The sequence below is a fragment of the Pseudomonas sp. 22082 genome, from assembly GCF_052046055.1.
Classification (GTDB): domain Bacteria; phylum Pseudomonadota; class Gammaproteobacteria; order Pseudomonadales; family Pseudomonadaceae; genus Aquipseudomonas; species Aquipseudomonas pharyngis.
Genome location: NZ_JBQEQB010000011.1, coordinates 152,685 through 169,853 on the forward strand (window position 1 = coordinate 152,685; position 17,169 = coordinate 169,853).

The 17,169-nt window shown below is 62.2% G+C and carries 14 protein-coding genes; 6 read left to right on the plus strand and 8 right to left on the minus strand.

Annotated features, from left to right (window positions below):
* Positions 1-5 precede the first annotated feature (5 nt).
* The gene (locus ACTJK9_RS15265; protein ID WP_236187640.1) at positions 6-2,036 is read left to right on the plus strand and encodes a 2Fe-2S iron-sulfur cluster-binding protein; all 2,031 of its coding nucleotides are present in this window, start codon (positions 6-8) and stop codon (positions 2,034-2,036) included.
* Positions 2,037-2,040: 4 nt separating this feature from the next.
* Here ACTJK9_RS15265 and ACTJK9_RS15270 read toward each other — a convergent pair whose 3' ends face one another.
* Genes ACTJK9_RS15270 through ACTJK9_RS15305 form a run of 8 tightly spaced genes read right to left on the minus strand, consistent with a single transcriptional unit; the run spans position 2,041 to position 11,026 of the window.
* On the minus strand, positions 2,041-3,171 hold the full coding sequence (locus ACTJK9_RS15270; RefSeq protein WP_064600616.1) for a glycosyltransferase family 4 protein: 1,131 nt from the start codon (positions 3,169-3,171) through the stop codon (positions 2,041-2,043).
* A complete protein-coding gene (locus tag ACTJK9_RS15275) occupies positions 3,172-4,302 on the minus strand; it encodes a glycosyltransferase family 4 protein (RefSeq protein ID WP_085612524.1) in 1,131 nt (376 codons plus the stop codon).
* Complete coding sequence (locus ACTJK9_RS15280) at positions 4,286-5,653, minus strand: glycosyltransferase family 4 protein (RefSeq protein WP_440814666.1); 1,368 nt, start codon at positions 5,651-5,653, stop codon at positions 4,286-4,288. Before ACTJK9_RS15280 ends, ACTJK9_RS15275 begins: the two co-directional genes overlap by 17 nt.
* Positions 5,650-6,900: an ABC transporter ATP-binding protein gene (locus tag ACTJK9_RS15285; RefSeq protein WP_085612465.1), complete on the minus strand. Its 1,251-nt coding sequence runs from the start codon at positions 6,898-6,900 to the stop codon at positions 5,650-5,652. Before ACTJK9_RS15285 ends, ACTJK9_RS15280 begins: the two co-directional genes overlap by 4 nt.
* The gene (locus tag ACTJK9_RS15290; RefSeq protein WP_440814669.1) at positions 6,900-7,697 is read right to left on the minus strand and encodes an ABC transporter permease; all 798 of its coding nucleotides are present in this window, start codon (positions 7,695-7,697) and stop codon (positions 6,900-6,902) included. The genes ACTJK9_RS15285 and ACTJK9_RS15290 overlap by 1 nt, the downstream gene beginning before the upstream one ends.
* A complete protein-coding gene (locus ACTJK9_RS15295; RefSeq protein WP_085612463.1) occupies positions 7,698-9,140 on the minus strand; it encodes a mannose-1-phosphate guanylyltransferase/mannose-6-phosphate isomerase in 1,443 nt (480 codons plus the stop codon).
* Positions 9,141-9,143: 3 nt separating this feature from the next.
* A complete protein-coding gene (gene gmd / locus ACTJK9_RS15300; RefSeq protein ID WP_039765008.1) occupies positions 9,144-10,115 on the minus strand; it encodes a GDP-mannose 4,6-dehydratase in 972 nt (323 codons plus the stop codon).
* Complete coding sequence (locus ACTJK9_RS15305) at positions 10,112-11,026, minus strand: GDP-mannose 4,6-dehydratase (RefSeq protein WP_085612462.1); 915 nt, start codon at positions 11,024-11,026, stop codon at positions 10,112-10,114. The genes gmd and ACTJK9_RS15305 overlap by 4 nt, the downstream gene beginning before the upstream one ends.
* A 426-nt stretch (positions 11,027-11,452) precedes the next feature.
* Between ACTJK9_RS15305 and ACTJK9_RS15310 the strand changes: the two genes are divergently transcribed.
* Genes ACTJK9_RS15310 through ACTJK9_RS15330 form a run of 5 tightly spaced genes read left to right on the plus strand, consistent with a single transcriptional unit; the run spans position 11,453 to position 17,142 of the window.
* Positions 11,453-13,000, plus strand: a complete 1,548-nt coding sequence (locus ACTJK9_RS15310) for a glycosyltransferase (protein WP_440814673.1) — start codon at positions 11,453-11,455, stop codon at positions 12,998-13,000.
* Entirely contained in the window at positions 12,994-14,298 is a 1,305-nt protein-coding gene (locus ACTJK9_RS15315) for a glycosyltransferase (protein WP_440814676.1), read from the plus strand. The genes ACTJK9_RS15310 and ACTJK9_RS15315 overlap by 7 nt, the downstream gene beginning before the upstream one ends.
* Positions 14,295-15,179 (plus strand): class I SAM-dependent methyltransferase, encoded by an 885-nt coding sequence (locus tag ACTJK9_RS15320; protein ID WP_221398380.1) that lies wholly within the window; start codon positions 14,295-14,297, stop codon positions 15,177-15,179. Before ACTJK9_RS15315 ends, ACTJK9_RS15320 begins: the two co-directional genes overlap by 4 nt.
* A complete protein-coding gene (locus ACTJK9_RS15325) occupies positions 15,176-16,330 on the plus strand; it encodes an acyltransferase family protein (protein WP_440814679.1) in 1,155 nt (384 codons plus the stop codon). Before ACTJK9_RS15320 ends, ACTJK9_RS15325 begins: the two co-directional genes overlap by 4 nt.
* A complete protein-coding gene (locus ACTJK9_RS15330; RefSeq protein ID WP_085612457.1) occupies positions 16,324-17,142 on the plus strand; it encodes a class I SAM-dependent methyltransferase in 819 nt (272 codons plus the stop codon). Before ACTJK9_RS15325 ends, ACTJK9_RS15330 begins: the two co-directional genes overlap by 7 nt.
* Positions 17,143-17,169 lie beyond the last annotated feature (27 nt).

Consider the following 17,169-nt stretch of genomic DNA (forward strand, 5'->3'; position numbering starts at 1 on the left):
CCGTGATGGAACGTTCACCGTGGCACGCTGGCGAGCAACAGTTACAGGCCCATGTCGGCGTTGCCGAGCGCATGGCGGAATTCGGGCGTAAGGTGATTCGCACCTGGATGCCGGATCAGCACCGTCAGTTCTATGAGCAATTGCCCTTCATGCTGTATGGCGCGGTGGATGCCGAAGGTCGCCCCTGGGCCAGTGTGCTGGAGGGCGAACCGGGCTTTGCTCACTCTCCCGAGCCGACGCAACTGCAGTTCGCCAGTCTGCCGGCTGCTGATGACCCGGCGCAGTTACAAGCCGGCGCCGCCATCGGTCTGCTTGGTATCGAACTGCACACCCGCCGGCGCAATCGGCTCAATGGCCACATCGATAATCTTGACGCGAACGGCTTCGGGCTGACGGTGGATCAATCGTTCGGCAACTGCCCGCAATACATTCAATTGCGTCAGTTTCAGCGGGTGCCGCTGACCGATCCGCAGACCCGCAAAGCCGAACACCGTGACAGCCTAGATGACGCCGCCATTGCGCTGATCGAAAGCGCCGATACTTTCTTCGTCGCCAGTTATGTCGATGTTGATGGCGAGCGTTCGGTGGATGTTTCCCACCGCGGCGGTCAACCCGGTTTTGTGCGAATCGAGGGTAATCGCCTGACGATCCCTGATTTTGCCGGCAACCTGCACTTCAACACACTCGGCAATCTGCTGCTCAATCCCTTGGCCGGGTTGCTGTTCATCGACTTTTCCACAGGCGATGTGTTGCAGCTCAGCGGTCGCACCGAGATCATTCTCGAGGCGCCGCAGATCGAGGCCTTCCAGGGCGCCGAACGGTTGTGGACTTTCGAGGTGGAAAAACTGGTTCGGCGTCCGGCAGCGCTGGCTCTTCGCTGGCGCTTCGACGGCATGTCACCCACCAGCCTGCTGACCGGTAACTGGGCCCAGGCCGATGCACGGTTGCAGGCCAAGGCATTGGGGGACAGCTGGCGGCCGTTGCGCGTGGCAAAAGTCGAAATGGAAAGCCGTCACATCCGCTCGATTTATCTGGAGCCGGACGATGGCGCAGGACTGCCGGTGTTTCTCGCCGGGCAGCATCTGCCGCTGCGGTTCACTCTCGATGGCGAGGTGCACATCCGTACCTACAGCCTGTCCGGCGCGCCGTCGGACGATTTTTTCCGGATCAGCGTCAAGCGCGAAGGACGGGTGTCGACGCACCTGCATGAGCAGATTCGCGTGGGCGATGTGCTGGAGGCGCGCTTGCCTCAAGGGCATTTCACGGTCGCGGCGCTGGAGCGTCGTCCACTGGTGCTGTTGGCGGCCGGCGTCGGCATTACGCCGCTGCTGTCGATGCTGCGTGAGGTGGTGTATCAGGGCCTGCGGACCCGGCGGATTCGTCCGACCCTGTTTGTTCAGAGTTCCCGCAGCCTCGCCGACCAGCCGTTCCGCGCAGAGGTGGATCGGTTGCTGGAGGATGCCGGTGATGCCGTGAAAGTGTTGCGAGTGCTAAGTCAGCCGGAAGACGATCTGGTCGAAGGAAAAGACTTCGACCTGCGTGGCCGTATCGATGGCGATCTGTTGCGCAATCTGCTGACCGACGAGGACTTCGATCAGGTCGACTTCGTGCTCTGCGGTCCCGGCGGTTTTACCCAAGGTATTTATGACATCTTGCGCGAACTGGATGTGCGGGACGGGCAGATCCATGCCGAAACCTTCGGCCCTTCGACCCTCAAGCGCCAGGCCGATCCGGACGCGATCGTGATGGAACAACCGCCGGCTGCGACCACGTCGGTGCCGGTGGTGTTCGAACGTTCAGCCAAGGAAGCGCGCTGGCAGCCCGATGGCGGCAGTTTGCTGGAGCTGGCGGAAAGTCGCGGCCTGCGTCCGGAATTCAGTTGTCGCGGGGGTTCGTGCGGCACCTGCAGGACGCGGCTGATCAGCGGCGCGGTGAATTATCCACAGCCTCCGGCAGAAGTGCCGGAGGAGGGGCAGGTGCTGATTTGCTGCGCGGTGCCGGCGCAGAGTGCCCAGCCGCTGGTGCTGGATCTGTAACGGATCAGGCGTAGGACAACGCCTTTTCCTCCAGCAGCTCCTGATACAGCTCGGTCCACTTGCGGCCCATTTCATCGGCTGTGAATAACTGCCGATAGCGGGCTTCAGCCTTGAGGCCCATTTCGGCGGCGCGGGCCGGGTTTTCCCACAGGGTGCGCATCGCTTCGCGAAATGCCGGAGGATGACTCGGTGGCACCACCAGTCCGGTTTCGTTGTGGATGTTGATGTAGCTGGTGCCGGTGCCGATTTCGCTGGAGATCATCGGTTTGCCGTACATCGCGCCTTCGAGCAGCGAAATGCCGAACGCTTCCGAGCGCAGGTGCGATGGGAAGACGATGGCGTAGCTCAGTTGCAGCAGGGCGACCTTGTCTTCATCGCTCAGCCGCCCGAGGAAATGAATGTTGCGCAGACCCAGGGCCGCGGCCTGGGCGTGCAGTTCCTGCTCCAGCGGGCCGGCGCCGACGATCACTACCGGATAGTCCACGTCTTTCAAGGCTTCGAGCAGGATGTGCAGGCCTTTGTAATAGCGCATCACCCCGACGAACAGGAAAAACTTGTCCCCAAGCTGCTGACGCCAGCGGTTCATGCGCTCGACGTCAGGCTGTGGATAACCGGCCTTGTTCAAGCCATAGGGGATGACGCGAGTCTTGTCCTGGAATTGCTGCAACACATCACTGGTGTGCAGATAGTTTGGCGAAGCCGCGACAATCCGGTCGGCGCTGGCGAGAAAGCGGTTCATCAGCGGGCGATAGAGTTTGAGCAGGTGCTTCTGGCGAATGATGTCCGAGTGATAGGTCACCACCGTCGGTTTGTTCACGCCGCTGGCAAAATGCACGAGATCCATGAACGGCCACGGGAAGTGGTAGTTGATTACGTCGGCTTCGGCGGCCAGTTCACGAAACTGCTTGAACACGCTCCAGGAAAAACCCGTGGAGGCGAACTGGATATCCAGTTTGGCCCGATGCACTTCATGCTGGCCGAGACGCACCACCGCAGGTTCTGGATTGGCGCTGAGGGTCAGCACCTGGCCTTCGATGCCGTGCTGGGCGCCACTTTCGCAGAGTTGAAAGATCACTTGCTCGATACCGCCGACCGAGTCCGGCAGGTACGTCTTGAAGAAATGAAGAACTCGCATTCAACCTCCCATGGCCTGGTGGTAGGCGCCGGCCGTGGCCTGCGCGCAACGCTTCCAGGAAAAAAGCCGTGCCTGCTGCAATCCGGCTTCCCGGCATGCCTGCCAGTGCGCTTGATCATCGATCAGTCGGCTCATCGCATCACGCAAGCCGTCTGCATCTTCAGCTTCAATATAGTTGCCGGCGTCGCCCGCCACTTCCGGCATGGCCGAAGAGCGGGTGATTACCACTGGCGTGCCGCTGGCCATCGCTTCCAGCACCGGCAGGCCGAAACCTTCATACAGCGACGGAAAAATCAGCGCCCGGGCGCCGGCCAGCAATTGCGCGACTTGCTCATCGGGCAGGTAGCCGAGCAGGCACACGTGCCCGCAAGCCAGCGCCTGATTCAATTCATCACTGAACTGGTCGCGCTGCCAGCCGGCCATGCCGACGATCAACAGCGGGAAACGCTGGCGCACCCGATCTGGCAACAGCGCGTGGGCGCGCAGGGCCAGGTTCAGATTCTTGCGCGGCTCCAGGGTGCCGACGCAGAGGAAGTACTCCCGGTACTCGACCGCATGGGCCTTGAGCACCGCATCGATGTCTTGTGGATCGCGCGGCCTGAAACGCTCGGCGACACCCAGCGGCGCGACCACGAAGCGCTCGGCAGGCAGTCCGAAATACTCCCGGGCCTCGTCAGCGATGGCTTGCGAGTCGGTCAGAATGATCCGCGCCTGGCGTACGCCTTCGGTGAGCCGGCGCTCGATTTCCCGCAGCCGCGCCGGCGGCTGGGTCTCGGGGAAATGCAGGTGCGTGAGATCGTGCAGGGTAATCACGGTCGGGCCATCGAAGGCCAGCGGCCACAGGCTCGGTTCGTGGTACAGATCGACCGGTTGCGCCGGGCCCTGATCGAAGCGTTTCTGCTCCAGCCAGCGGCGCGCCTGATAGGCGCCGGGGATCTGCCGCAGCAGCGGCGTCAGGCGCGAATAACCGGGCATCGCTGCTTCCGGCAGTTGCGAACTCCAGCCCCAGCCATGGAACAACGCCAGCTCGATATCGGTTTCAGCGTGCAAGGCATTCACCAGTTCGGCCACGTAATGGCCGATGCCGGTGCGCGGTGCCTGGAGGATGCGGGCGTTAAGGGCTATGCGCATGTTGCCTCGCTGACACCTGAGGTGCCTCCAGCACCTGGCGCGCGGTACGCTCGGCCAGTTGCGCGCTGGCTTCCCGCCAGCCGATCCATTGCCAGTCACTCACATCGCGAGCGGCGGGGAATCGACCGCTGCGCTCAAAGGTCTGCAGCAGATCGGCGAGGCTTTGTGGCGATTGCAGATCGAAATACGCCATGAACTCACCGCCGATCTCGCGAAACACCGGGATATCGCTGCCCATCGCCGGCAGCCCGCGTTGCATGGCTTCCACCAGCGGCAGACCAAAGCCTTCGACGAACGACGGAAACACCAGCGCACTGGCATGGGCGTAGGCGTGTTCGAGGCTGGTGTCGCTCAAGTCGTTGAACATGAACAGGCGCCGGTTCAGCTCCGGATGATGGCGAATCCGGGCCAGCAGCGCGTCGCACTTCCAGCCGATGCGCCCAGCGATGCACAACCGGGCGTTCGAGCCGTTCGCCCAGGCATGGTCGAAGGCATCCAGCAGATAGTCGTGGTTCTTGCGCGGTTCGATGGTGCTGACCATCAGGAACACCGGCTCCTTTATTGCGAACAGCTTTTGCAGACGCGGTTCGACGGCGGCTTCGACGCTCTGCAGATCCAGCTCCGAACCGAGGTGAAAGTAGTCGAACCAACGTTTGCCGACTTGTGCCGAACCAAGGCGACGTTGCAGTTCTGCACGCAGCTGATCGCGCACAGTGGCGGAGATGGCCATGAAACCGTCGGCATTACGGGCGATCCAGTCGAACCACTCTCTGTACACCTCGACCAGCCGCGTGTCGTAGAACTGCGGGTGGGACAGGGGAATCAGATCGTAGATCACTGCAACGATGCCCAGGCCTTCCTGTTTGAGGCGCTCGGCATGCAGGAAAAAGTCCGAATGCCAGGACGAATCCAGCAGCACCAGATGATCGCCAGTCTGGTGTTGCAGTGGTTCGCAGCGTTGAGGCAATTGATAGCGATTGACCTGCTCGACCAGCCGCAGCGGTATTCCGAATGCACCGAACGAGGTCAGGCGATAGCCGACGTACAACAGGCGTCGTACCAGTTTTGTGCGGCAACCGGTATCCAGCCGCTGATGCAGTTGCCAGAAACGATGGGCCAGCCGCTCCAGGCGTTCGCCAAACGTGACGATGGCATTGAACAGCGGCGAATCCAGCGGCGCCAGACGCTTCACTCGGTACAACTGGCCCTTGAGCAGAACCACCGGCACGCATTCGACGCCTTCGGCGCTCGGCGGCAGCTGTTTGATGACGTTGCGCACCACCCGCTGAATCCCTGAATTGACCTTCGGGTGTTTGAACACGTGGGTGCATTCAACCAGCAGGCGGGTCATGGCGCGCGCTCCGCGAGGCTGTGCGCGTGGCGGGTGATCGAGGTGCTGGCGCCCAGCCAGGAACAGCCGACGAAATCTTCCTGACGGTTGTTGATCACGTGGAACACCAGGCCGTAGTCACGCCATTCGAAGTTGCGGTCCAGGTGCGAGTCCAGTCGCGACAGGCTCAGGGCCACGGAGTAATTGCCCTTGCCCAGGCCCATGACGAAGGCGAAGCGATAGGTGATGCGTTCACCCGCACGCAGGTCTTCCAGCGCCTGGTTCTGACGGTGGGTGTTGATCCCGTACATGGCCTGGCCCAGGCGATCCTTGATCATGAAGCCGAGCACCAGCCGTTCGATGTCCTGGCGAATCTCCACCTCGACTTCCAGCGTCACCGGCTGACCGACTTCGGCGGCGTCGATGGAGCGTCCGCGTTCATCGAGCAGGCGCACGCTGAGGATCCCTGCCTCGCCGGTGCCGGACACGGTGCGTACCTGGCCGCCGTCGAGCAGTTCCTGGCGCACGGTCTGGCCTTCGCGTTCGGCGAGCAGGGCGTTGTAGTAATCCATGACCGCTTCGGGCTTGTCGTGCATCACCATGTGGCCGCCTTCAAGCAGGATCGCCGAGTCGCAGATCGACTGGATCGCGGAGCGGTCGTGGGACACGATCAACAGCGTGGTGCCGGCCTTGCGGAAGCTGCGGATGCGGTCGAAGCTCTTGTGCTGGAAGTAGGCATCGCCCACCGACAGCGCTTCGTCGACGATCAGAATGTCCGGGCGGCGCGCGGTGGCGACGCTGAAGGCCAGGCGCATCTGCATGCCACTGGAGTAGGTGCGCACCGGGTGATCGATGGCCTCGCCGATTTCCGCAAAGCGTTCGATGTCCGGCATCAGGGCTTCGATGTCTTCGACCTGCATGCCCAGCAGTTGCCCGGCCATGATTGCGTTCTGTCGGCCGGTGAAGTCCGGGTGAAACCCCATGCCCAGTTCCAGCAGCGCCGCGACCCGGCCCTCGAGTTGAATCTGGCCGCAGGTCGGTTGAGTGGTGCCGGTGATCATTTTCAGCAGGGTGCTTTTGCCGGCGCCGTTGACCCCGACAATACCCACCGCTTCACCGGGAGCGATTTCAAAATTCACGTCCTGCAGCACCCAGTGCTGACGATGACGCATCGGCGAAAACGGAATCAGCCATTCGGCCAGGCGACTCCAGCGGGTGGGGTACTGCTTGTAGGCCTTGCCCAGGCCTGTGACGCGTATGTGCCCCATCAGAGTTCATCCACCATTTCCCCGACCCGCCGACGAAACAGGCGCAGGCCGATCGCGCACAGCAGCAGGCCGATCACGAAGATCGGCAGCAGCGAACTCCACACCGGCCACTGACCGTAGAGAAACAGGTTCTGGTAACTGCCGATCAGGTTGGTCAGCGGATTGAGTTGCAGCAGGCGCTGCACCCACTCGGGCAGGATGCTCAGCGGATACACGATCGGCGTCAGCCAGAACCAGAATTGCAGGCATATGGCGAACAATTGCCCGACATCGCGAAAGAACACGTTGAGCACGCCGAGGATCATGCCCAGTCCGGCGCAGAACAGCACTTGCAGCGCCAGCAGCGGCACCAGTGCCAGCAATGCCATGCCCGGCCAGCGTCCGCTGATCAACAGAAACCCGAGGAACAGGCCGATGATGATCGCGAAGTTGATTCCGGCATTGAGCAGCACGATCACCGGCAGGCAGAGGCGCGGGAAGCTGATTTTCTTCAGCAGGTTGGCGTTTTCCAGAAACATGTTCTGGCTGCGCAGGGTGATTTCCGAGAACAGGCCCCAGGTCAGCAGCCCGGCGCACAGGTAGACGCTGTAGGCCATGCCGTCGTCCACGCCGGGCAGACGGGCGTGCATGATGTGGGAAAAGATCACCGTGTACACGATGATCATCGACAGCGGGTTGAGTACCGTCCACACCGCGCCGAACAGCGAATTGCGATACCGCGCTTGAAACTCCCGCTTGACGCTACCGAGGATGAAACCCCGGTAGTCGTGCAGCGAGCGGTACAGGGAAAGCAGCATTCACACCGTCCTGCCGTATTGGTCTTCGAAGCGGACGATGTCGTCCTCTCCCAGGTATTCGCCGCTTTGCACTTCGATGATCACCAGGTCGATCACGCCGGGGTTTTCCAGACGGTGCTTGTGACCGGCGGCAATGAACGTCGATTCGTTCTTCGCCACCAGGGTCGTGCCGCTGCCGTTGTTGGTGACCTTGGCCATGCCTTCGACCACCACCCAGTGTTCATTGCGGTGATGGTGCATCTGCAGCGACAGCTTGCCGCCGGGTTTGACCACGATGCGCTTGATCTTGAAGCGCGGGCCTTCCTCGAGCACGGTGTAGGTGCCCCACGGACGGCTGACCGTACGGTGCAGGCGATAGGCTTCGTGGGACTTGTCCTTGAGCTGCTTGGCCACGCGTCGCACATCCTGCGCACGGTCGGCATGGGCTACCAGCACGGCGTCGGCGGTGTCGATGATTATCAGGTCTTCCACACCGACGGCGGCCACCAGCCGGCCATCGCTTTGAACGAAGTTGTTGCGGCTGTCGATGAAGATCGCCTCGCCGCTGGCGCGGTTGTTATCGGCGTCGGCCGGCACCAGCGCGGCCACTGCACCCCAGGACCCAATGTCGCTCCAGTCGAAACCCGCCGGCACCACCACAACCTTTTCCGAGCGCTCCATCAGTGCGTAGTCGATGGAAATGTCGGTGATTTCGGCGAACAGCTGCGCGGACAATTCCTGTTGCAGACAACCAGCGGTTTCCACCGGTTCGCTGGCGGCCATGCAGGCGCGGGCCTGTTCCAGCAGCTCGGGGGCGTGCAGCGCCAGCTCGGCGATCACCGTTGCGGTGGAGAAACAGAACATCCCCGAATTCCACAGGAAGTTGCCGCTCTCCAGATAATGGGTGGCGGTCTGCAGGTCGGGTTTTTCCACGAATCGCTGGACTTTGGCCGCGCCCCGGTCATTCAGCGGGGCGCCGGTCTCGATGTAGCCGAATCCGGTTTCCGGTGCGGTCGGCACCACGCCAAAGGTCACCAGATAACCGTCCTTCGCCAGATTGACCGCGTGCTCGACCGCGCTTTTGAGCGCGTCTTCGTTGACGATCAAATGGTCGGCGGGCATCACCACCATGATTGCCGCATCACCGTGCAGCGCTTGCAGCGACAGCGCTGCCGCCGCGATGGCCGGGGCCGTGTTGCGCCCGGTGGGCTCGAGCAGGAAGTGCCCGCGATGCCGGGACAGGCGCGCGGCCTGATAGTGATCCTTGCTCTGGAAGTAATACTCGCGGTTGGTCACCGTGACGATGTCGCCCCAGCCATCCAGCAGCGCAGCGGCGCGCCGGTAGGTCTTGCCCAGCAGCGACTGGCCGTCGGGCAGGGTCATGAACGGCTTCGGATGGCCCTCGCGGGACACCGGCCACAAACGGGTGCCGGCACCGCCGGACAGAATCACGGGGATCAGCATGGCCTACTCCTTGGCGACGCGCTTCATGTCCGCATCCATCATCATGCGAATCAGGGTGTCGAGGTCGGTCCTGGGTTTCCAGCCGAGCACGCGCTGGGCCTTGGCCGGGTTGCCGAGCAGCACTTCGACTTCCGCCGGGCGGAAAAACGCCGGGTCGATCTTCACGTAATCCCGGTAGTTCAGGCCGACGTGATCGAAGGCGATGCGGCACATCTCGCGCACGGTGGTGGTGACGCCGGTGGCGACCACGAAATCGTCGGGCTTGTCCTGTTGCAGCATCAGCCACATCGCCTCGACGTAATCACCGGCAAAGCCCCAGTCGCGTTTGGCGTCGATGTTGCCCAGGGCCAGCTCCTGCTGTTTGCCCTGTTTGATCCGGGCGGCGGCGTCGGTGACCTTGCGGGTCACGAATTCGATGCCGCGCAGGGGCGATTCATGATTGAACAAAATGCCGCTGCTGGCGTGCAGGTTGAAGCTTTCGCGGTAGTTGACGGTGATCCAGTGGCCATAGAGTTTGGCCACACCGTAAGGACTGCGCGGGTAGAACGGGGTGTTCTCGTCCTGTTGCTCGGCCTGGATCAGACCGAACATTTCGCTGGTGGACGCCTGATAGAAACGCGTGTGCGGGCTGAACTGCCGGATCGCTTCGAGCAGGTGGGTCACGCCCAGGCCATCGACGATGCCGGTCGTCACCGGTTGGTCCCAGGAGGCCGCGACGAAGCTCTGGGCTGCCAGGTTATACACCTCGTCCGGCGCCGACTTGATCACCGCGCGCTGCACCGAGCAGGCATCGGCCATGTCGCCATCCAGGTAGACGATGTCCGCTTCGACGCCCATCTCCCGCAGGCGCCAGCGTGAATCGCTGCTGCGCCGTGCAACAAGGCCGTGAACCTTGTAACCCTTGTCGAGCAGCAGCTTGGCCAGATACGCGCCGTCCTGGCCGGTGATCCCGGTGATCAATGCACTTTTTGTCATTCTTGTTGTACTCGCTTCTCCCAGTCGGACAGGATCGCCCGCAGGGATTGTTGTGTAGTGATTTGCGGCGTCCATCCTGTGGTCCGGGCCAGCCGTTGGTGGCTGCCGCAGACGCGACGCTGATCCGCGCGGCGCATGCGTGCCGGATCCTGAACCAGTTGCAGCTTGACCTGGGCCAGGTCGCCCATCTGTTCGATGAGGCTGCGGATGCTTTGCTCATGGCCTGAGCAAATGTTGTAGACCTGTCCCGGCGTGCCTTTTTCCAGCAGGGCGAAATAGGCCGAGACTACGTCTCTGACGTCGAGGAAATCGCGGGTGACATCGATGTCGCCGACTTCCAGGCGCGGCGCTTGCAGCCCTTGCTTGATGCGGTTGATCTGCCGCGCGGCGCTGGCGATGACGAAGCTTTCCTTCTGCCCGGTGCCGATGTGGTTGAACGGCCGCGCGACCAGTACCGGCCAGCCTTCGCTCAGCCCCCATTGCAGGCTGAGGAACTCCGCCGACAGCTTGCTGACTGCATAGGGATTGCGCGGGCAGGGTGGTTGTTGTTCGGTGATCGGCAGCGCGGGTTCTTCGACCTGGCCGTAGACATCGCCCGAGCTGACATACAGGAACGTGCCCTTGAAGCCGCGGGCCTTGAGGGCCTGCAACAGGTTCAGGGTGCCGAGCAGGTTGATGTCGAAGGTTCGTGCCGGATCGCGGAACGCTTCAGGAACAAAGGTCTGGCCGGCGAGATGAATGACCGCATCGGGCAGTTGCGGCCACAGATCGATGAGGCTGTCCGGGTTTGTCAGGTCGTAGGGTGAGGCGGCAGGCAGCAGCTCCCACGACGCGTCTTCCCCCTGGAGGCGTGACTGGATGTGTTGTCCCACGAATCCACTGAGACCCGTGATGAACAGACTTTTTTTCAAACAGCGACCCCTTGGTCTTTAACTTTCACCTCTTCCCACAGGCTATAAGGGGATGTCTGTCAGACCGAGAGAAAATCCGGCCGAGACAACGGGTGAAGTCGTTGTTGTAGTTGTTTGGTTGCCAATCTGTGCCAATTGCGCAGCAATTTCAACAGGGCAAATCGTGACTGGTCAGTTCTCGTCAGAGTAGTCGGTTTTTTCTCGCCGGGCGGTTCCCGAATGCGCGACGGATGTGTTTAGAATGCCCCTCGTCGCGATCCCCGGCGGCTGCTCGCAAGGATCGTGCGACAGGGTAAAACCGACCATTAAAACAAGAACAGAGACGTGCCCGATGATGCAGGACGAACCGCGCTGATGCCGGTTCGATCCGACGCTCGGCCGTCATAGCGTGAAGCTGCCGGGATGGCGGTTGCACCGTGGGATGCCATGAATTTCATTCTCTACTCGGACGTCAACGACCGCTCCATCAGCCAGAGTCTGGGGCGTCCCGAATACAGCTACTACTTCGTGCTCAAGGCCTATCGCCCGGTGCTGGAAAGCCTGGGGCGAGTGCATGTGGTGTCCACCAGCGCCGAGGTTGATCCACTCTACCGACAACTGCTCGCCGTCGGTGAAAGCAGCGTTTTCCTGTCCTTCACGCCGCCACAAAATACCCCGACCGACCTTGAATGCCCGACGATCTGCGTGATTGCATGGGAATTCGATTCGATCCCCGATGAGTCATGGGACGATGATCCGCGCCACGACTGGACGCAGATGCTCGCCCGACAGGGACGGGTCATCACGCTGTCGAGCCACACCGCCCGCGCGATTCGCCGCGCCATGGGCGAGGACTTTCCGGTACTCGTGCTGCCGACGCCCTTGTGGGAAAACTTCGCCGCCATTCGTGAGCAGCATGTCAGTGCGCCGATCAATCCCGGCGCGACCCTGGCCATCAAGGGCTGCATTTTCGACAGTCGCACGCTGGCGTTATCTGCCGACGACCTGTTGCCCAAGCCGCTGACTGCCGAACAACTGGCTGAAATCGAGGCGCTACGCCCGCCACCGCTGACGTTCAAACGCCGCCTGGTCATTGCCCGCCATTATCTGCGTCTGTGGAGGCTGGGGGCGGGTGAAGAACGGGTGAAGTTCCTGCATCACTGGTACTGGGAAGGTGTGCAGGATCTGCTGTCGGATCGCACACACGCCTGGCTCGAGAAACGCCTGCCGGCCATTGCCGCACCGCATGCCGTGGCCGTGGCCGAGCCACCGCCGCTGGATCTGCCGGACACGTCCTCGGTGGTCGAGACCACGGTGGAAGGCGTGATCTACGTGACGGTGTTCAACCCCAGGGACGGCCGCAAGAACTGGCATCATCTGGTTACCGCCTTCTGTTGGGCCTTTCGCGAAACGCCTGACGCGACGCTGGTGCTGAAGATCACGCAGAACGATCTGGCGTCCTACTACAGCGAACTGATGACCCTGCTCGCTCAACTGACACCGTTCGCCTGCCGGGTGCTGGTAATGCACGGTTATCTGGACGACGCGCAATACGCACGGCTCTACCAGGCTGCGAGTTTCTACGTGAACGCCTCACGCTGCGAAGGCCTGTGCCTGCCGTTGATGGAGTTCATGTCCAGCGGCAAACCGGTGATCGCCCCGGATCACACGGCCATGGAAGACTACATCGACGACAGCGTGGCCTTCGTCGTGCAGTCCAGCGAAGAGCTGACGATCTGGCCCCAGGACACCCGCATCATTTACCGCACCCTGCGCTACCGGCCGGATTGGGCTTCGCTCAAAAGCGCCTATGAGAACAGCTACCGGATGGCCAAGGCGCAGCCGCAGGAATACGCGCGCATGTCTGCCGCCGCTGTCGAACGCATGCACGACTACTGCGCGTTTGCTCCGGTGCAGCGGCGCATGGCGGACTTTTTCGGCCTCGTGCCGCTGGCTGCCGATGCCGCCCCCGTGACGGACAACGCCTCATGCTGATCATCATTCATTCGGAAACCAACCAGCACACCATCGCGCAAAACCTCGGGCGTTCGGAGTACAGCTATTACTTCGTCCTCAAGGAATACCGGCCGGTGCTCGAACGCCTTGGTCGTGTGGTGGAGGTCGTCGACCCGGCGCGCGAAGTCGATGCGCTGTACCTGGAGTGCCTAGCCCGTGGCGAGCCGTGCGTGTTCCTGTCGTTCTCGCCGCCGCACCGCACGCCGATCCACCTGGCGTGTCCGACGCTGCCGGTGTTCGCCTGGGAATTCAGCACCATCCCCAACGAACCCTTCGACAACGAGCCGCGCAATGACTGGCGCACGGTGCTCCGGGCCTGCGGCGCGGCGATCACCCATTCCAGCTACACGGTCAACGCCGTGCGCGAGGCCATGGGCGCCGATTACCCGATCGTCGCGGTGCCGGCGCCGGTGTGGGATCGCTTCGCGGCCCGTGGCGCGCAGCTTCAGGGCCAGCCCTCGACAGGGCCGGTGCGCCTGACGATCAAGGGGCTGGTCGCCGACAGTCGTCAGCTCGATCTCGACGCGTTCGGCCCGAAACACCTGCGCCGTGGCAAGGGCATCGATTTCCAGGCGCCGGCGCGCGAGCAGGAGCTGCTGCTGGACGGTGTCGTCTACACATCGGTGTTCAATCCCGGTGACGGACGCAAGAACTGGGAAGACATGCTCAGCGCCTTCTGCGTGACGTTTCGCGAGGTCGAAGACGCGACGCTGGTGCTCAAGCTCACGCACCACGATGCCGAAGAAGCGCTCGGCGACATTCTTCATCACCTGTACAAGAACCAGTCCTACCGCTGCCGCATCGTGCTGATTTACGGCTACCTCGCGGATGCCGACTACGAGCGTCTGGTGCAGGCCACCCGTTACGTGGTGAACACTTCCTACGGCGAGGGCCAGTGCCTGCCGCTGATGGAATTCATGTCCTGCGGCAAACCGGCCGTGGCGCCGCGGACCACGGCGATGATCGATTATCTGAGTACCGACAACGCGTTCCTGGTCGAGTCCACCGATGAACTCACCGCCTGGCCTCACGATCCGCGCAAGGCGTTCCGCACGTTGCGCTACATGACCAACTGGGCATCGGTCTGCGTGGCCTATCGCGACAGCTATGAGGTGGCGAAGAACGATCCCGGGCGTTATGCGCAAATGTCGGCGCAAGCCGTTGCCAGTCTCCAGGCGTTCTGCAGTCAGGCGGTGGCCGAGCAGCGTTTGCGCGATTTTCTCGCTCAAGTGCACGAGCTCCGCGCTGTCGCTGCAACGGAAGCCACGGGCACATGATCCGCGCATTGCTGAGGCGTTTGCGTCCAGTTGCGCATCCGGCGCCGGTATCCGTGCCTGAACCGGTTGCCGCGGGCGTGTCGCCCAGGGATGTGGGTCTGCATGACGCCATGCTCGACGGCTGGTTTCACGGCGACAGTGGTGAGTTGCTCAAGGGCTTTGTCATTGACGCGGACGACACCCTGCTCGACGTGGGGTGTGGCGAGGGTGTGGCGACATTGTTCGCCGTGCGCCAGGGCGCCTCGGTGATCTTCACCGACAGCGAGCACGACAAGGTGCGCGACCTCGCCCGACAAGTCGAAGCGCAGAGCCGCAAGGCCAGTCTCGGTCTGGTCAGCAACAGCCTGCCATTGCCGCTGAGCGACGGCTGTGCGAGCAAGGTCGTGTGCATGGAAGTGCTGGAACACATCGATCATCCCGAGCCGTTCATGGCCGAGCTGGTACGCATGGGCCGTCCCGGTGCGCTGTACCTGCTCAGTGTGCCGGCGCCGGTGGGCGAGCATTTGCAGCAGGGCATTGCCCCGGCGGGTTATTACCAGTCACCCAATCATGTGCAGATCTTCACCCCGGAGCGCTTCGCGGCATTGGTTGAGGATGCCGGTCTGGTGATTGAGCATCGTCAGGCCACGGGATTTTTCTGGGTCATGGGCATGATCTTTTTCTGGGCCAGCGAACGGGCTGCAGGACGTGACCTGGGCGGTGCCGTGCGCGACCGGATCCAGGCGCCGTATCCACCGTTGATGGAGAGTTGGGCCAGAACCTGGCAGGACTTGCTGGCGCAGCCAGACGGTTTGGCGATCAAGCAGATGCTCGACCGGTTCATGCCCAAGAGTCAGGTGATCATCGCCCGCAAACCGCTCGATGCAGGACGTGTGTCATGAGCGGCAAGCGGATCATGGACATTGAAGTCCTGCGCGCTGTCGCGGTACTCGGCGTGCTGTTTCATCACTTGCAAGGCAGCCTGTTCACCGACCCGGTGCCGCTGCTTGAAAGGATCCATGCCTGGGCGCAGCCATGGTGGGGCGTTGACCTGTTTTTTGCGATCTCGGGGTTTGTCATCGCCCGCAGCCTGATCCCGGCGCTGCGCGGTTGCAGCAATCGCCAGGAATACTGGGAGCAGACGCGCAATTTCTGGCTGCGTCGGGCGTTTCGTCTGTTGCCCTCGGCCTGGCTGTGGCTGGCGTTGATGCTGCTGGCGTGCGTGTTTCTGAATCGATCAGGCGCGTTCGGGACGTGGTCCGCCAACGTTCAGGCCACGTTGGCCGGGGTGCTGCAGTACGCCAATTTCCGCTTTGCCGATGCGTTCTTTCATTACGAATACGGCAGCAGTTTTGTCTACTGGAGCCTGGCGCTGGAGGAGCAGTTCTACCTGTTGTTCCCGCTTGTGATCATGCTGTGCCGCAAATATCTGGTGTGGGCATTGCTGGCGCTGGTGGCGGTGCAATTGTTCACGGTGCGCACGCCGCTGCTGATGGTGATTCGTACCGATGCGCTGGCGCTGGGTGTGCTGTTGGCCATGTGGAGCGTGCAGCCGGGTTATCGCCGTTGGGAGCCGGTATTCCTGCGGCGGCCATGGGCCGGAGTATTCGCGCTGATCGGCTTCGGAGCGCTGCTGAGCTTCATGGCCACCGACCGTTTCACCTTCGCCGGTTACCGCATCGGGTCGATCGCCGTGCTCAGCGCCGTGCTGGTGTGGATTGCTTCATACGACCGCAATTACCTGCTGCCGGCCGGTGGCCTGCAACGGCTGATGGCCTGGATCGGCAGCCGCTCCTACGGCATTTACCTGATTCACATCCCGGCCTATCAACTGGTGCGAGAACTGATCTTTCGTTTGCAGGGCGCCGGCCTACCGAGCCCGGCGGGACATCCGATCCTGACACTGCTGATTGCCGGTGGCCTGATCGTGCTGCTCAGCGAACTCAATTACCGCTTGATCGAAATGCCCATGCGCAATCGAGGCGCCACGCTGGTGAAACGCCTCGCCACTTCGCGAACCGTCGTCTCGTCCCCTGGAGCCACCTCATGCTGAGCCTTCTGAAAAAACTCACGGCGGCTCCGGCCCCCGCACACGCTGTCGCACCGGTCGCCGACAAGGTCGACCCTTACATGCTCGGCCTGCACGACGCGATGCTCAGCGGCTGGTTCAACCAGCAAACCGGTGAGCTGTTCAAAGGCTTCCCGGTGACCGCCGATGACACCTTGCTCGACGTTGGCTGTGGCGACGGTGGCAACGTGCATTTCTGCGGCATGCGCGGGGCGAAGATCATCATTGCCGACATCGACGGCGCCAAGGTCGAGGCTACCCGCCAGCGCCTGAGCGATACCCCGGCGCGCAGCGTCGAATGCCATGTGACCGACTGCAATCCGCTGCCGATCGCCGATGGAACGGCCACTCGCGTGGTGTCCACTGAAGTCATCGAGCACGTCGACGACCCGGCGCAGTTCCTTGCCGAACTGGTGCGCGTCGGTCAGTCGGGCGCGCTGTATTTGCTGAGCGTGCCGCACCCCAGCTCCGAAGACCTGCAAAAAGACATCGCCGCGCCGGAGTATTTCCAGAAGCCCAACCACATTCGCATCATCAGCGAAGAACAGTTCAAGGCGATGGTCAGCGAGGCGGGACTCGAGATCATCAGCCACAGTCAGTACGGCTTTTACTGGTCGATGTGGATGATGCTGTTCTGGGAAGCGAAGGTCGAGTTCAGCAACCCGGATCATCCGCTGCTCAACCATTGGGCCGATACCTGGCAAGCGGTGCTCGACTCGCCGCGCGGCGCGCAGATCAAGCAGGCGCTGGATGCGGTGGTGGCGAAAAGTCAGGTCATCATTGCCCGCAAGCCCTGAACGCTTTTGTGTAACCTTGCAGCCTGA

Coding starts and splice junctions, on each gene's coding strand:
- ACTJK9_RS15265 (WP_236187640.1), top strand. CDS start 6: ATGGAACGTTCACCGTGGCACGCTGGCGAGCAACAGTTACAGGCCCAT.
- ACTJK9_RS15270 (WP_064600616.1), bottom strand. CDS start 3,171: ATGCGAGTTCTTCATTTCTTCAAGACGTACCTGCCGGACTCGGTCGGC.
- ACTJK9_RS15275 (WP_085612524.1), bottom strand. CDS start 4,302: ATGCGCATAGCCCTTAACGCCCGCATCCTCCAGGCACCGCGCACCGGC.
- ACTJK9_RS15280 (WP_440814666.1), bottom strand. CDS start 5,653: ATGACCCGCCTGCTGGTTGAATGCACCCACGTGTTCAAACACCCGAAG.
- ACTJK9_RS15285 (WP_085612465.1), bottom strand. CDS start 6,900: ATGGGGCACATACGCGTCACAGGCCTGGGCAAGGCCTACAAGCAGTAC.
- ACTJK9_RS15290 (WP_440814669.1), bottom strand. CDS start 7,697: ATGCTGCTTTCCCTGTACCGCTCGCTGCACGACTACCGGGGTTTCATC.
- ACTJK9_RS15295 (WP_085612463.1), bottom strand. CDS start 9,140: ATGCTGATCCCCGTGATTCTGTCCGGCGGTGCCGGCACCCGTTTGTGG.
- gmd (WP_039765008.1), bottom strand. CDS start 10,115: ATGACAAAAAGTGCATTGATCACCGGGATCACCGGCCAGGACGGCGCG.
- ACTJK9_RS15310 (WP_440814673.1), top strand. CDS start 11,453: ATGAATTTCATTCTCTACTCGGACGTCAACGACCGCTCCATCAGCCAG.
- ACTJK9_RS15315 (WP_440814676.1), top strand. CDS start 12,994: ATGCTGATCATCATTCATTCGGAAACCAACCAGCACACCATCGCGCAA.
- ACTJK9_RS15320 (WP_221398380.1), top strand. CDS start 14,295: ATGATCCGCGCATTGCTGAGGCGTTTGCGTCCAGTTGCGCATCCGGCG.
- ACTJK9_RS15325 (WP_440814679.1), top strand. CDS start 15,176: ATGAGCGGCAAGCGGATCATGGACATTGAAGTCCTGCGCGCTGTCGCG.
- ACTJK9_RS15330 (WP_085612457.1), top strand. CDS start 16,324: ATGCTGAGCCTTCTGAAAAAACTCACGGCGGCTCCGGCCCCCGCACAC.